Source organism: Mesorhizobium sp. M0500, assembly GCF_040321165.1.
In the GTDB taxonomy this organism is placed as follows: domain Bacteria; phylum Pseudomonadota; class Alphaproteobacteria; order Rhizobiales; family Rhizobiaceae; genus Mesorhizobium.
Genome location: NZ_JAMYRB010000038.1, coordinates 1 through 14,874, shown reverse-complemented (window position 1 = coordinate 14,874; position 14,874 = coordinate 1). Strand labels below are relative to the sequence as shown.

Sequence of the window (14,874 nt, the reverse complement as noted above, 5' to 3'; positions counted from 1 at the left end):
TGCCCTTTCGCGGGAGGGCTGTGTGGTGTTGGAAACAGGTGAGCAGCAATATTATCGGCAGCTTGGCGGCATGAAGAAATCTTAAAAAATGCACTCCGAGATACGTTTCTGGATGTGAAGCTAACGACAATCTTCAATTTGATTCGTATAGAATCGCGTGTTGTGAACGCGTAGTTGAGGAGCTCCCGAAATGAACGCAAAGCTCAAAAGCGAAGCCCGTCGCAAGGTAATTCTTCATGGACACCTTAATAGCGAACCGTTGAAAGATATTGCGACCAACATCGGATGCTCACTGGCGAGTTTAAGAGTCAGCGCCAGTAAACTCGGTTGCACTCGAACCCCGACGGAGGCGGCGGAATTTCGGCGTGGCTTTCATATGCCGGAACACAAACGGGAAGAAATCTCGCGATTGCGGCGCAAATTCTGGGAATCTTAACAGTGTAATCATCAGATGTCGAGTTAGGTTATTACGGACGGAACTATAACTTGAAGACTTTCTGCAGATCACGAGTAGCTTTATTGGGTAGGGGTATAAGATGACTCTGATGGATAGACATAGTGATCCTGCTTCGGGTAGCCGATACATTGCGACAACGACCAAGTATAACCATGAGGTGCATACGACGCGGCCCTCTTATGTTTTTCCTCCAGATCGTGCATCGGGCGCAGGGGTCGGGGAGCCAAGAGCACGCAGCCTGGAATCCATAACCGGCATGCTTGATCGCATCGGCTGCGGCTATCTCGTGCTGAACCGCGAGAGGAAAGTGCTCGAATGGAACGCAGCCGCTCAAACCACGCTGGAGCGCCAGGGAGAAGTGGCCGATACGGCCAGCGGTCTTTCCGTGGCTTTGAGGCGGCTGCTCGCGAATGTTCCGGCCCATTTCCTGCCGGGCTCATTATCGTGGGTGGTGATCCGCAGCAACGGCGACAGGCCGGTGATATTGAACGAGAACGGGTTTATCGCTCCTGACGGAACGAGCATTGTGGCGTTACTGGATCGCGAGAACAGGTCGGGGCCAAATCCTCAGACACTGCAAAAGATGTTTGGCTTGACGAGCGCGGAGACGCACTTGGCGTTGCGCTTGGCTCAGGGCGATGCGCCGCTGGAGATCGCCCGCAGTTGGCGCCTCAGCCGCACCACGATCCGCTCCCAGCTTGCCTCGCTGTTCGCCAAGACCGAAACGAAACGTCAGGCGGAACTGGTGGCTCTTCTTGGGCGCATTTCAGTCTTGCCATAAGGGCCGTCGTTTGGATCCATCTCAGCAGACAGCCAATCCCGAAACGCTTTGATTTTCCGTTGGGCGATGGCGCGGGGCGGGCAGCAGGAGCATGAATCTCGAAAAAGAGAGTCACTCGCAGGCACCAAAGCCGCAATGGCGTCTACGGACAAGCACACAGGCAGGTGGTTGATAGCTACTGCTGTGCTTGGGGTCGCCTACTTCGTAGCCTCTTCATATTCCCCTGGTTTGATGCGCCTCATCGGCATCGTGTTTGTAATTTGCGCCTTCTACCGCACGCAGAATCCTTAGATATCACCGGCCTTGTGGTTGCCCTATTATGCCCCCGGCCGCTTGTTCTTGACGTAGTCCAAAGCCTGGACGTGCGTCCCGTCGACATCTGTGACGAGCACAAGTTTCGGCGAGAATGCGCTGGTGCCGTCGGTGCCAACGACCTTGACTATCCGTCCGCTTTCCGGGCGGATGGCATCGAATTGGGTGGAAAGGGCGATCATGTCGTTTTGTATCTTCTCTCCTCAGATTGAACCACCGGTTGTCACGTTGCGATTATGCTTTTGCCTGCCTGTCTGTGCCCCTCATAATGGCCAAAGAACCGGATTCAGAAGCATGCTCACAACGTAACAACGAGAGAAAATAAATCTTCCACATGGTCATCAGCTCTTCTGGAAACGGCTTCATGAGATGTTCCGGGTCGGGGTCGTCAGCCAGGTCATGTAGTCTTCGGGCGTCAGAATCACCGGCATACGGATGTGGATCGTCGCCATGAGCGGATTCGGCTCACAGGTCAGCAGAGTGAAGGTGCGGATGTTGTCGCCGGTAGCGGGGTCACGCCAATCCTCCCAGAGCGCCGCCAAGGGCGAACGGCTCGCCGACTTCATCGCGATGGCATAGGTCTGTTTGTTCTTGCCCGTGCCGGAAGATGTCCTTCCATTCAAAGAAGCCGTCGATCGGCATCAGCGCGCGGCGTGACTGATAGGCGGCTTTGAACGTGCCGTTGGTCTTTACGGTCTCGCTCTTGGCGTTGATCGAAGGTGCTGCGCTTCGACCTGATGATAAACGTGGTCTGCATGGAGCAGCCACAAGCATCAGAGGGAGGAGCGCAGCATGAATCATTATGCGGGATTGGATGTGTCAGTGAAAGAGACGCCATTTGCATTGTCGACGAAACAGGCCAGATTTGCCGCGAGATAAAGGTGGCGAGCCATCCGGAGGATCTGGCACGGGTGCTCAAGGAGCCCAGCTGGTGGGTTGAGCGGGTTGGGCTTGAAGCCGGGCCCTTGTCGCAGTGGTTGTTCGAAGGCCGGCCAGGGCCGGCCTGCCGGTGATCTGCATCGAGACCCGCCACACCAAGGCATTTCCTTAAGGCGCAGGTGAACAAACCGACCGCAATGATGCCCGCGGCATTGCGCAGATGCGCAGATGATGCGAGTCAACCTGTTTCGCCCGGTGCATGTGAAAACCCTGACGAGCCAGAAGCGCCGGGCGCTGCTGACCGCCCGCAAGCTCTTGCAGGAAAAGGCCATTGCCGTTGAGAACGATCCCCGCGGCTTGCTACCGAACTTCGGAGCGGCTGCATCTCGCGTTCGAAGCCGCGCGGCTTGCATTCGGCGTACGGACACGCACATCGCGGATTCCTGCCTACATGCGTGAGCCGGTCGCGGGGCTGCTCGACAAGGGCTTTGCGAGGACGCTCGCGAAGTTGCTTGATCCCGGCAAGCGCGTGCCACTGCCGAAGTCGCCCGCGCCGTCGAGCGACACGATCTATCTCACGGTCGTGGACCGCGACTGCACGACGCCACACTTCTGACTGAGCAGCGACGGCTGATCGGCACAGGCGGCCCGACATCCCCCCAACCCGGACGCCTGCCGCCTGTGCCAGCCCCCAAGCCATTGCGAGCATCTGCGCACGTGGCCAAATTGTCGTTAGCCTCGCATCCGAATACTTATCCGGGCGTACATATCTCGCTCTTGCAGCGCTCTTGCAGCGCTCTTGCAGCGCTCTTGCACGCCGTCCTTTGGCTAATTTCGGACGACCTTCGTCAGTCCATCAAAAGCACCACAGCGGGGTGCAGCTTCTTCAGATTCGGCAATGATTTCGATTGCCAGGGTATGTCTGGCGTTCCACGCACGACGAGTCGAACATCGGGATGCTTGCGCACCTCGATGGTAAATTTCGCGAGCAGGTTGATGCCGGAAGAGTTTAGAAAGTGAAGATCCTTAAGATTGAGCGTAATGGAAGCGGGATTACAGGCAAGAACACTGGTCGCCAACGCCGAGATAGGCGCACCGGCCTCGGAACTGGCAAGCCGCATTGCACCGTCGAAGAAAATTTCGCTTCCTTCAGTCCACACACGGTAGTCGTCTGTCTTGATTTCCATAGCCGGGCTTCGTTTCTTCTAGTTGTGAATTTGCGAGATCGGAATAGAGGCATATGTCTCCACGGAAAGCCGATCGCTTTCGTCGGCGGCGCTGAATATCCAAGCCAGGCGTGCGCCGTAGTCGCTCATCAACGTCAGCAATCCAAGTCCGGAGCCTGCCATGTCGGGGTTGGCGGCATTCTCTTCAATTCGCTGTATCAGCAGGTCCACGGGGTCGCCAACCGTGAGATCTGCCAGGAGACTTTGGAACTTAGAGGCATCTTCACCATCGACGTCGTTCGACACCTTGAGCTTGAAGCACTCCGAATCCATCGACGCCTCGATCAAGATCTCACCTGGTGCGCGAAACTTGACCGCATTTTCGATGAGTTCGTTGACCAGATATCCGATACTGTGCCGCACTTCCATGTAGTCATTGCGGGACGACCGGAAGCGCAATGCGAAAAGATCGGCGATGAAGTCCGAGGTCGTGGCACAATGACGCCAACTCAAGTCGAGAGGTCCGTCGAACAGCCGCACGCGACTGACGCTCTCCTTCATCCCGATTGCAATGTCAGGGGTCCCGAACAGCGTTGTCATGGCTATGTGTGCCTTATGATCACGAGGGTGATGTCGTCGTGGATCTTCTGGATCCCGATATGGGCCATGAGATCCTCGATGATCCCGGTTTTGATTTCCTCGGCGCTCCCGCCTTGACGTTTTCGTGCGCTCTGGCAGAGGCGCTCGAACCCGAACAGCCTTCTGTCTTGGTCTTCCGCCTCGGTCACACCGTCGGTGTGCAGCACGATCACGTCGCCACTGCCGAACAGGATGTCGCGCGTGGCAATGAACTTCGAGATGTCATTCTCCAGGCCAACCGGCAGACCCAAATCCATCGTGTCGATGCGTTCGACGTCCCCGTCCGCACGCACGACGAGAACGTCCTCATGCTGGCCGGATAGCGTTACCCGCTCATCCTCGAAGTCAAGGAAGGCCAGCGAGAGATGCTTGCCGGTGTTCGTCCGCTCGATGTTCTTGTAGATCGCTCTGTTCAGCCGATCCAGAAACTGATGCGGATCCCCCTCATTGGTCTCCTGCAGCGCGCGTGCAACGGATTGGACCATGAGCATCAGCACGCCGCTCTCGAGACCATGACCGGTCACGTCGCCGATGCCAATCTTGACCCGTGACCCGTTCTGCAGGACGTCATAATAGTCACCGCCGACCTCGTCGGCCGGCCGCATGTAGGCCGCGATCTCCAGCCCCGGAATCGCTTCGAGTTCGAATTGTTTCGGCAGGACCATCATCTGGATCTGTCTGGCGACCGCGAGTTCAGCACCAAGGCGAACGTTTTCGTCCTGCAGCTTTTCGTTGAGTGCGGAAATCTCCTGATTTGCGTCCCCAAGTTCCCTGGTTCGTTCGTCGACGAGTTGCTCGAGGTTTTCCGTGTGAAAGCTGATCTGCTCAGCCATGCGGTTGAAAGCGACCCCTGCCGCTCCAACTTCGTCGCGCGTTGGGATGCTCACTCGGACTGAATAGTCTTTGGACTGGAGCCGCTGGGCGGCGCTGGCAAGCGCCCTGAGGCCCGCCGTGATCCGCTTCGAAATTCCGAGCACGGCGGCAAAAACGATCAGAAGCGAAACGACGATCGCGGCGATCTGAAAGAGCAGGATACGGTTGGTTGCACGGGAAATACTCTTCTGCGCGGCGAACAGGGATGCATAGATCTCCCGTTCGGGAACGACGATCCCGACCGACATCATTTCGGACTTGATCGGTCCCGAACTCCACAGATTGGTCGGCTTTAATCTTTTGAGGACAACAATGTAGGGTACGCGTTCGCCCTTGTCGGCGAGCATGACATGCTGAATGACACCGTCATTGTTCTGGTCGAGAGGCAGCGACGCGATAGCCGGCTGCGTACTTCCCCGCAGGGACCTCTCCAGGCCGGTGACGCCCTGGGTGCCCGCATCGCTCGATGAAGTCAGGCCGATGATTGCCTGGCCTGACGGATTGATCGCCACGACGTTGCCAGTCGACATTGTGAGAAAGCCGAACCCGGTCTCAGCGATCTTCACACGTTCGACGACTTCCGCGAGTTGATCGAGAGTGATGTCTGCTCCCGCCGTACCAGCGATACCGGTGCGATCGCGCGTCCACAGCGGGTGGAAAAAGCTGACGATTAGCTTTCCAGTGATCGCATCGGTGTAAGGCGCTGTCTGGGTGATATCGTCAGAGACCGGACGTGAGGCTGGATCCCTGGCCCATTGCTGCCATGACCCATAGATTCCCGGAAAGAAAAACTCCCAGAACTCTGCCTTGTTGTGGCCTGGGTAGAGCCGGTCGAAGGTCTGTGCCTGGTCCGTATACGGCACCGTCCTGAAAATCGGCCGTTCCTTTGGACCAATATAATACATTTGCAGCTTGGACGACCCGCTGGCCATGAGCGTCGGCGCAACGAGGTCCAGCACGGTGCTGTCTTCTATTTCCTGCTGAACGCTTGGCAGCGGACTGTGGTCGGCGCCCAGCAGGTAGCCCCAGACGCTGACCACGGAAGGCGCTCCCGGCAGGTTCTGCGCCCAATCGCCCCGCGAGTCGTAGACGACCTTCACGGAGCCCGGCGCCTCCTGCGAAAGCGTGGCTCCGACCTGTTGTTGCCTGCTTGGATCGTCGATCTGGGCCTGCAGCACGCCGGCCAACGCCTTGACGTCCCCATGGACTCGATCGAGCAGCAGGTCGACGCTTAACGCTGTCGATTCGGCATAGGAACGAATGTATTCCTGGTTTGCGATCGTCAGGCCCTCACCGACTTCGGATGTTGCGTCGCGCGACAGCTTTTGAACATTCCAAAGCGCCAGGCCACCGCTTAAAAGGAGGTCGAACAATACCGCGCCGCCAACGACCAATACGAATTTCGCTCGAAAGGAGCGCAGGCCGAATCGCGGTGTGGGCTCATCGTTGGCTTTCATTGCGGCCGTCGCCCCGATGCGACCCAGATCGGCCAACCCGCATAACCCTTGGGGTGGAGCGCAGCGAAAATATGATCCTCGAAGCCCTGCCGGAAGCGTGCGACGAACTCCGGTCCATCGCCGCGTCTGGTCGCCATCTCGCCCGCATAGACGTCCGCCCAGGCCGCAATGACATCGGCGAAGTCCTGCGGATCCCCGTCCAGGTTAGTGACCATGAAGGTCTCCACACGGATGTCTTCGAATCCGGCTTCGATCAGGTATCGCCGGCTCTTAGGCCCAAGCTCGACATCCATCTCGAAATGCCCGAACAGCTTCGCCACCTCGTTGTAGGTCCAACGAATGCTTTCGGCGCGCGGCTCGCCGAGGCAATGCGAATTCTTCTCGTTGGTGATATAGACCCGCCCGCCTGGCTTGCAGATGCGGTAGAGCTCCTTGAGGATGAGTTCAGGTCGATTGAAGATTTGAAGGGAATGTCGGCAGGTGACCAAGTCGAACTGCGCTTGGTCGAGCAGCATCTCCGACGCATCGCCATAAGTATATTCGATGCCCCGGATGTCGAATTCCCGCATCACTCGTCGAGCATAGTTCAGGCTTGATCTGGAGTGGTCGAGGGCGACGATCCGCGATGGCTGAAACTCCTTCTGCGCGAGTACGGCGAAATCACCGATCCCGCAACAGACATCGGCCATGACGATCCCGGGCCTCATGCCGTGTCGCGGCAAGATTGTGCGCTCGTGGCGCCAAGTCATCTTTGTCTGAGTGCGCAGGATGGGTACGAACCCGCCTTCCTCAAGAAAACCCTGCCCCGGATAAAATTCAGTGTCATACTCCTCGACGGTGATGTTCGGTTCAATTCCGCTCAGGCGACCGAATTTTCGCGAGGTCCATCCGACGACGCTTGACGTGATGACGACGAATTTGAGATCGGGTCGAGCGCGACAAGCGTCGATGATGATCCTCGAAAAGGTGTGAAACGCCGCATTGTTCATCTGCGTCAGGCGCCTGACATTGACGTAGAGAACGCCGCGCACACGGCCGATCGCATCGCGAAGTAATGCTATGCTGGGCCCAAGCTCATCGATCGCCTGAGGCCGGACCACTCCCGATATGGAGAACTCCTGGTTGTTCGCGTCGTATTGCGCCTTGAAGCGCGGGAGAAGGTCGTAAGGGCTCAATTTTGCAGGCCCTCGAGCGGAAGATCCACGACAAGCTTGATTGCATCGCCGTCCGCGTCCTCGATCCAGAGTGTCGCGTTGTAGTCGACAGCCAGTTCCAGGAGTATGACCTCGCGGCTCGGCGCGAGATCCCCGGACACCGAATTGAGGTATCGCTCTCTGGCCTCTATTCCTGCAAGTTGCGACACGGCTTCTTCGTAGAATTGGCGCTCCTCCGGCACGCAAGGAAATGTCAACTCGATCCTATCCGTCGCGCCATGGCGAGACACCCTGCATGCCAGTTCGCCGTCGGCATGGCGAGTACGAAAGGCGACTTCCAGCAATTCGTTGAAGGCGGAGGAAAAGAGATTTGAATGGTGGACCGAGTCTGACCTGTTTTGACTGATCATCCGGGCCACGTATGTCGAGACATAATCGCAATGCTTCCAAGCGGAGACAAAAGCTTTGATTTCCATGTCGATCTGGATCATCGGCTCAAAAGTCGGCTCGCCAGCCAGGTCATGATGAATAGGTCCCATCGGCATCTCACTTGTTCCATCAGTATTGAGCTCTCGCGGGGTGATGGCCTCCGCGATGAAAAATTTCTCCGCGCCCGTGATGAGTCTGTCTCGCACCCACTCGAGGAATTGCGCGGTATCTGCCTCGATCATTCTAGAATCTCCGCCTCACCGTTAACGAAGGCCGCAAGGCGCTAGAGCGCTTGTTTTGATTCCTCCATCGCGCGTACCACCCTCAGCGGGGACCGCCTGATGAAACCGCTGATCGCCTCGGCTCCAAGCGGCTTTCCCAGGAAGTTGCCTTGCAGGCAATCGCAATTCTCCTTGATCAGCCACCGTGCCTGTGCCGGCGTCTCGACCCCCTCGGCAGTGACATTTATCCCGAGGCCGTGCGCCAGATTCATGATCGATCGCACGATCGTTTGGCTTTTGAGATCGGTCTCCAAGTCCGCAATAAAGTACTGATCTATCTTCAACGTATCGAAGGGAAAATTTTTAAGGTAGCTCAACGATGAATAGTATGTTCCAAAATCGTCTAGCGATATTCGAATTCCCAAGACATTCAGCGTATTTAATGTGTCTATGTTGTCGATCGTCTTCTCAAGTAGAACCCTCTCGGTTATCTCAAGTTCAAGTCTGTCGGCTTCAAGCCCAACTGCGTCGACGATCTGAGCGACGGTGTCCGTCAGCAAACCGCTAAGGAACTGAGCCGGCGACAAGTTCACTGCGACTGTCAGCGAGGAAGGCCACGTCAACGCCTGGCGACACGCTTCCTCGAGCACCCATCGTCCAATCTCGTCCATCAGACCGTCGGCTTCGGCGATCGGTATGAACACGTTGGGTGGAATGATTCCGAGCTCGGGGTGCCGCCACCGCAGCAGCGCTTCGAAACCGGTCACTGACGAGGGAGGCTGAATGAGCGGCTGATACTCCAGATAAAGCTCGCCGCGCTCCAGCGCGGTTCGAAGGCTGCGCCTCAGATTCTCGCGTTGCTCGAGCAAGAGCAGCATCGAACGGTTGAATGTTCGAGCGCAGCCGCGTCCATCTGTCTTGGCCGCGTAAAGAGCAATGTCAGCGGCTTTCATCAACTGTTCGCCGTCGGTCCCGTGCTCCGGCCCGAAAGCAATTCCGATACTCGAGCCGACGAACACGGGAATGCCGTTGATGACGAACGGGCCCTTGAACGCGTCGACTAGAGATCCGGCAAGGCGCTCAGCCTCTGCTGGCTGCTCCTTTCCCAATTGGATGACAGCGAACTCATCGCCGGCATACCGGTAGGCGGATTCGCCGTCCTGCAGCGAGTCGCGGATACGACCCGCCGCGAGTTGAAGAAGAGTGTCGCCTGCTCCATGGCCGAGCGTGTCGTTGACCGCTTTGAAATCGTCAAGGTCGATTTGCAGAAGGGCGGCTTTCGGCTTTGATCCGCCGAGGGCCGCCATTGCCTGCTGGAGCCGCTCGCCGAATCGCCGCCGATTCTGCAGTCCAGTCAGCACGTCGTGCGTCGCCTGATGGAGCAGAACTACATGTTCTTGTTCCTCGGCTGCGCTCCGCCCGCCGTCCTCCCTTAATTCGATGATACCCGCACCATTTGCCGTGGGGAACACAAAAACGGACCGGTGCGCTCCGCCCGATGTTCGCGGCAAGTCGATGCTGGCCGGAGAGCCACCCTGGAACACACGAAGAAATTCGTCGCGATGGCTCGCATCGAGAAAGCTCGGGTAGATCTCCCAGATGGCGGCGCCCGGCGCTACCGCGCCTCCGTACAACCCTTTGAGCCTGGCCGCGTAGTGCGTCAGGCGGAAGTCACGGTCATAGAACGACAAAAGTTCGGTCGTGTTCGCCAAAAGGTCTGCGAGAACCCCATCGCCGACACTTGGAGCGTCGCTCGATGAAGGCCCCTCACTCTCCGTGCCGACGCCTGAAGCCTCTGAGGGCAAGAACCACCTCCATAGGCGGTGCAGACTCGCGCCCCCCAGTCGAGAAATAGCATAACTGTCAAGCTTGGCAAACTTTCAAATCGCACTCTTAATAAGAGCCCCCCGCAGCCTAGTTCCATGTATGCTCCGCCGTGATCGGCGGCAAATTATCGATAACGATGAACCGTCACAGTTCGTTAACAAACCGTGAATTGGTGAGAATCAGCTGTGTGATTAATGCGCAGTAGGCGCGACACGAAGATATTGTGGCCCATGAGGCGGCGTGACCTTCGCCGCCCCGGGCAACCCCTCTTCTAAGTCCGCCCAATCAGCTTCGCGATCCTGTAATCAGTTTCCGAGCGCCTTGAGCCAACCTTCAAAGGAAGAGGCCTCCTGGCCTCCGGCATGCGAAACAGAGTGGGCGGGGCGCGGCAATACCACAGTACTGCGGCCTTCGCGGGGGCTGTAACCGAATTCCTTGCTGAATGCCCGGCTGAAATTAGCCGCTGAACTAAACCCGAAGGCTTCAGCAATTTCAACAATGCGCCGGCTGTCCGCCGGATCGCTTAGCGCAATATGGGCTGCTAGAAGGCGGCGACTTTGTATGTAATGGAGAACACCGCCGCTTGGTTCGAACAACTGATAGAGACGAGAGCGCGAGACGCCGAGCGCCCGGCACATTGAATCCGGTGTCAAATGAGCCGCATCCAGATTGTGGTGTACGTATCGACGCGCTCGCTCCATTAGCGCGACACTCGTCAATAGTTCGGCGGCCGCAACCTGTTCCGCCGGAGGCCCGAGGCAGGCAATGATCATGCTGCGTGTTGCGTGCACGATGCGGGGCAGATCGTCAGCCGTGAGGCTGCGCAGCCTTGCTTCGATGCTGTTGACGTAATCGAGCAAGAGGTTGGCAAAGTTGCCCGACAGAATTGAATTGTTCTTGGCGTCCAGGGTTGCCGCCGCATCGGCGAACAAATCGCGCGGCAAATAGACAAAGAGACTTTCGGAGTCCGTTGTCCTCCCGCGAAACGGGTAGCCAAGCGATCTGATCTCCAATTTACCCGGCTGGTTCTCCGCTACACGGCGATCGACCTCCGTCCACGACCGGCCAGTACGTGGCAAGGCGATATACCAGTGATCGATCGAGCTGGACCGAAGCTTCGCGGCAGAACGCATATAACTATGTGCCGGTGCGCGCTGTTGAACGATCAGCATGCCGTCGAGGTTCCAAGCCGTGTGGTCGGCGGGAAAGCCATCGTCGAGCGATTTGTCATCCGGCAACCTGACCTCGACGAGCGGTGCCATATGGGCCTGCCAAGCGGCGAATTGATCCTCTGGCGCCAGTTCGAGTGTTGAAAAGGGCAAAGGTTCGAGCGCCGGCGCAAGTGACGGGGCACCCTCATTGTAAGGTTGAGCTTCGCGCGGCCAACGACGTCGATCACGCTCCAGCGCCTGCCTCGCAAGCGCCTCCTCTTGCCTTTTAGCATCCATCGCGTGGTGTCATATCCGATTCGGGTATGCCCATGCCCCTCTCAATCATGTGGTGTACCTCAGGCATCTGGCAAGACTGGCCGACTCGAGGCGACTGAAACGGCGATCACGCTGGATTACAGTCAGAAATGCATGCCGAGATAAGTTTCTGGATGCGAAGCTAACGACACTCTTCAACCTGGTGCGTATAGAATCGGGCATCATGAAAGCGTAGTTGAGGGGACCGCTGAAATGAACACAAAGCTCAACAGCGAAGATCGTCGCAAGATAATTCTTGATGGGTACTGTAACAACGAACCGTTGAAAGACATTTCGGCAAAAATCGGATGCTCACTGGGGAGTTTGAAGGTCGCGGCCAGTAAACTCGGTTGCACTCGAACTCCAAAAGAGGCGGCGGAATTTCGGCGCGGATTTCACGTCCCGGAAAACAAGCGGCAGGATTACTATAGACTTATGATTACCGGACAATATAAAGCCCGTGAGTGTGCGGTTATGCTAGGATTAATAAAGGAGCAATCAGGAACCAAGTAAATTGATTCCTAGTCACTGCAGATGACAATATCATTTTGACAGCCACCGCTTCAGCGGTTCATCAGCCAAAAGCCCGCCGCAAGCACGGTAGCGGGCACTGAAAGGTTCGCACAGATGCTGCCTCGGCATTTCAATCGCACCTGCCTCAGCCCTCATGATCTGGCTATTTGCGAACGCGTGTTCGATCAGGTCTGCGCGGATGAGCATCTCGACCCTTTGGACCCGGCGGCCGAAATCTTGACGGTAATGGTCGTGGCCATTTTTCGAAATGCTCACGCCGGCGAGCGCGAACTACTTGCGGCTGTCAAGTCTCATCGGCAAAAGGCTGCGGGAAGGTGCGTCGCATGAATCCGTTCAGTCGCGACGCGCTGTTGCCAAGACACCGGACTTGAAAACCGCCGCGGGCACGGGTTCACAGTGGTTTCAATACTACTCCCTCCAGCGGTTGATATTTGCTTCGGAAGATCGTTTTTGGTGCAAGCGGACCTTGCTGTCGCGGAAGTCTCGATTGCTGCCATCTTGGCGCAAGCGAGTGCGCCGATGGTTTCGCGGCTATCCCCTAAGTCCCTATTCGGTCGCGTCCGTCTCGCTTTCGTCACCGATCGAGCACCGGCAAATATAAGCTCGTTTCCAGACATTCTCGCAGAATGGTCTCACGACTCTAAAGGGGGTACAAATTCACACGGCAAGGCGGGCCGACCGGTGGTGAACATCAGCCGAGCCTATCGGCTCACGCCACTCTGCAGCCAGAGAGTTGCATTTACGCTCTTCAACATCGTTAAAAACGTACGGAGGTTTCCCGAGACTCGGCTGCCCGCGGCGCGCATGGTCAGGGGCAGGGAGGAATAGACCATGCGCGAATTGCCCAATACCATCGACGCAGACGTTCTGATCGAAATCGGCAGGCGTTTAGATGACCGCGCGAAATCGACGCCCGTGCCGGTCCACAAGCTTGCATTGTTAATGCGGCAGCGTTCAAACGCCAGCCTTCCGGTTGAATCGATGGAAGAGTTGATCGTGAAGATGGCCATGACGCGGCAATTGCCAATGATCTTCGATTTGCCTGACATTGACACGGACGATGTGATCTCGATTGCCTTGGCACGCGCGTCTTGAGACTTGCCCTCGAGCGCAAGTTCTGTTGCTCCACCAGAAGCAGCAGGTGCTGCGGTTCGGCATGACGAAACCTGGCCCAGATAGCGTACATCGCCTTGCGCCGAGCTGGTGAAGTGGAATGGGCTGTGAGTGCGTCCCTTTACGAGCCGATGAACGTCTATAAACCGCAGGGACCCGATATCGGCGTCGTTGACGGTCCGTTTGAGTATTTGACGGTAGCAGGAATAAAATTTCCGCTGCCATTCACCACTCGGATGACGGTGGTGCGCCTATCGAACGGCGATCTGTTCCTTCATTCGCCCATCAAGTTTGCTTCGAGGGTGGCCGAAGAGTTACGGAACTTGGGCAGAATTCGCCATCTCGTGTCACCCAACCAGTTTCACTACGCTCATATCGGTGAGTGGTCGAAGGCTTTCCCTGAGGCAATAACATGGGCATCGCCCGGAGTCCGGCAAAGAGCACGCGCACGGCACGCGGATGTGACGTTCGCACGAGATTTGGAGGCCGATCCGCCGGAGGAGTGGCGGCGGGACATGGACCAGATGCTGTTTCCCGGTGGCTACTTCAAAGAGTTCATATTCTTCCACCAAGCTTCAAAGACGCTGATCCTTACAGACACGATCATCAATCTCGAATTAGACATGATCGATGAGCCTTGGCGCACGATGGCCAAGCTGACTCGGATGGCTCACCCGCACGGGCGGACCTTCTTTGGCATGCGGCTGCCAATTCTCCTGCATCGACGGAAGACACAGGCAGTAGTAAGCAAACTCCGGTCGTGGCAGCCGCGGCGGGTGATTCTCAGTCACGGCCGCTGCTTCGATGCGAATGAAGACGAGATTGTCCGTAGAATATTCGGAAAGTCGGCTTAGTAACGCTGTGGTTTGGGAGAAGCCAAATGTCCATTTCGGGTCGGCTCCGGCCGCTCGGCCTCGATCGCTTCAACGACCGCTCCTGGCGCTCCTTGCTCGTTTCGATGGACGACGAACGGCAAAGTTCACACTCCCAGCCGACGCTGGCTGTCAGTGTAGCACGTGGTCGCCGCATCTGGGCAGTAGTGACCTTGCAGCACCTCCTCGGCCCTCATCCTGCAATCTACGTCGATAATCGGATGGCCACTGGCGAAGCCTACACGCTCGAAGTAGTGTTGCCGCGTGCCGCTTATGGGACGAGCCGCCATGCCTCTTCGAAGCTGAATAACCTTCTCGGCGGTGATCGCACTGCTGCAGGCGGTAGTGGGAGATGAAGCTTTCATCCAGTGGCGATTAGAGCCTCGGCCGTTTCTGTTACGCCGTATGGCGCGGTTTGAGCAACCGGCGGAGACGCGAAGCCTTCATTGAGCGCAGCGTCGGAGCCGGTTGCGGCGGATCGAAGGGGTACCGGGGGGGGTCGTCGCGCGAGCCAGTTATCCGATCCCCGCTCAGAAATTCCTACCAAATATTCCTGACTGTTGCGGCCCAGCACCGTACCAATTGTACAATTAGTACATGGCCTTGATGCGTAAGCGGTGTTCTCAGGCCACGGCCCTGAGTTCAGGGACCCGGATATAGGCCCAAGGCAGCAGGTCGTCGATCTGGCTGTTCG

15 protein-coding genes and 2 pseudogenes are annotated in these 14,874 nt (G+C 57.2%); 7 read left to right on the top strand and 10 right to left on the bottom strand.

Annotated elements, in window-relative coordinates:
- Positions 1-190 precede the first annotated feature (190 nt).
- Positions 191-436 (top strand): hypothetical protein, encoded by a 246-nt coding sequence (locus NKI70_RS31200; protein WP_352726030.1) that lies wholly within the window; start codon positions 191-193, stop codon positions 434-436.
- 277 nt (positions 437-713) lie between these two features.
- A complete protein-coding gene (locus tag NKI70_RS31195) occupies positions 714-1,238 on the top strand; it encodes a helix-turn-helix transcriptional regulator (RefSeq protein WP_352450366.1) in 525 nt (174 codons plus the stop codon).
- A 317-nt stretch (positions 1,239-1,555) separates the two neighbouring features.
- Here NKI70_RS31195 and NKI70_RS31190 read toward each other — a convergent pair whose 3' ends face one another.
- Entirely contained in the window at positions 1,556-1,732 is a 177-nt protein-coding gene (locus tag NKI70_RS31190; protein ID WP_352693844.1) for a hypothetical protein, read from the bottom strand.
- 52 nt (positions 1,733-1,784) lie between these two features.
- Positions 1,785-2,270 (bottom strand): annotated as a pseudogene (locus tag NKI70_RS31185) (SOS response-associated peptidase); the annotation flags it as partial.
- Positions 2,271-2,342: 72 nt separating this feature from the next.
- Here NKI70_RS31185 and NKI70_RS31180 point away from each other — a divergent pair.
- Together NKI70_RS31180 and NKI70_RS31175 are read left to right on the top strand one after the other, a co-directional pair.
- Positions 2,343-2,804, top strand: a pseudogene (locus NKI70_RS31180) (IS110 family transposase); the annotation flags it as partial.
- Positions 2,761-3,045, top strand: coding sequence for a gamma-glutamyltransferase (locus NKI70_RS31175; RefSeq protein ID WP_352693843.1), 285 nt, complete (start codon positions 2,761-2,763; stop codon positions 3,043-3,045). The pseudogene NKI70_RS31180 and the gene NKI70_RS31175, both read left to right, overlap by 44 nt.
- A 232-nt stretch (positions 3,046-3,277) precedes the next feature.
- Here the strand turns inward: NKI70_RS31175 and NKI70_RS31170 are convergent, their stop codons facing one another.
- The 8 genes from NKI70_RS31170 to NKI70_RS31135 form a co-directional block, all read right to left on the bottom strand.
- Positions 3,278-3,616 carry a slr1659 superfamily regulator gene (locus NKI70_RS31170; protein ID WP_352450368.1) on the bottom strand — a complete coding sequence of 113 codons (339 nt, stop codon included), beginning with the start codon at positions 3,614-3,616 and terminating at the stop codon, positions 3,278-3,280.
- 18 nt (positions 3,617-3,634) lie between these two features.
- Entirely contained in the window at positions 3,635-4,195 is a 561-nt protein-coding gene (locus NKI70_RS31165; RefSeq protein ID WP_352693841.1) for a slr1658 superfamily regulator, read from the bottom strand.
- 2 nt (positions 4,196-4,197) lie between these two features.
- The gene (locus NKI70_RS31160; RefSeq protein WP_352726028.1) at positions 4,198-6,564 is read right to left on the bottom strand and encodes a SpoIIE family protein phosphatase; all 2,367 of its coding nucleotides are present in this window, start codon (positions 6,562-6,564) and stop codon (positions 4,198-4,200) included.
- Entirely contained in the window at positions 6,561-7,739 is a 1,179-nt protein-coding gene (locus tag NKI70_RS31155) for a methyltransferase domain-containing protein (RefSeq protein ID WP_352693837.1), read from the bottom strand. Before NKI70_RS31155 ends, NKI70_RS31160 begins: the two co-directional genes overlap by 4 nt.
- Positions 7,736-8,257 carry a ubiquinone biosynthesis methyltransferase UbiE gene (locus NKI70_RS31150; protein ID WP_502896732.1) on the bottom strand — a complete coding sequence of 174 codons (522 nt, stop codon included), beginning with the start codon at positions 8,255-8,257 and terminating at the stop codon, positions 7,736-7,738. Before NKI70_RS31150 ends, NKI70_RS31155 begins: the two co-directional genes overlap by 4 nt.
- Positions 8,258-8,430: 173 nt before the next feature.
- Entirely contained in the window at positions 8,431-10,080 is a 1,650-nt protein-coding gene (locus NKI70_RS31145) for a putative bifunctional diguanylate cyclase/phosphodiesterase (protein WP_352693835.1), read from the bottom strand.
- 420 nt (positions 10,081-10,500) lie between these two features.
- Positions 10,501-11,643 carry a helix-turn-helix domain-containing protein gene (locus NKI70_RS31140; RefSeq protein ID WP_352450373.1) on the bottom strand — a complete coding sequence of 381 codons (1,143 nt, stop codon included), beginning with the start codon at positions 11,641-11,643 and terminating at the stop codon, positions 10,501-10,503.
- 561 nt (positions 11,644-12,204) lie between these two features.
- Positions 12,205-12,450, bottom strand: coding sequence for a hypothetical protein (locus NKI70_RS31135; protein WP_352693831.1), 246 nt, complete (start codon positions 12,448-12,450; stop codon positions 12,205-12,207).
- Between the two features lie 576 nt (positions 12,451-13,026).
- Between NKI70_RS31135 and NKI70_RS31130 the strand changes: the two genes are divergently transcribed.
- The 3 genes from NKI70_RS31130 to NKI70_RS31120 all read left to right on the top strand — a co-directional run bounded on the left by NKI70_RS31130 (position 13,027) and on the right by NKI70_RS31120 (position 14,536).
- Positions 13,027-13,290, top strand: a complete 264-nt coding sequence (locus NKI70_RS31130) for a hypothetical protein (protein ID WP_352693829.1) — start codon at positions 13,027-13,029, stop codon at positions 13,288-13,290.
- 149 nt (positions 13,291-13,439) lie between these two features.
- The gene (locus NKI70_RS31125; RefSeq protein ID WP_352693827.1) at positions 13,440-14,162 is read left to right on the top strand and encodes a DUF4336 domain-containing protein; all 723 of its coding nucleotides are present in this window, start codon (positions 13,440-13,442) and stop codon (positions 14,160-14,162) included.
- Between the two features lie 26 nt (positions 14,163-14,188).
- Complete coding sequence (locus tag NKI70_RS31120) at positions 14,189-14,536, top strand: hypothetical protein (protein WP_352726025.1); 348 nt, start codon at positions 14,189-14,191, stop codon at positions 14,534-14,536.
- Positions 14,537-14,874: the final 338 nt, after the last annotated feature.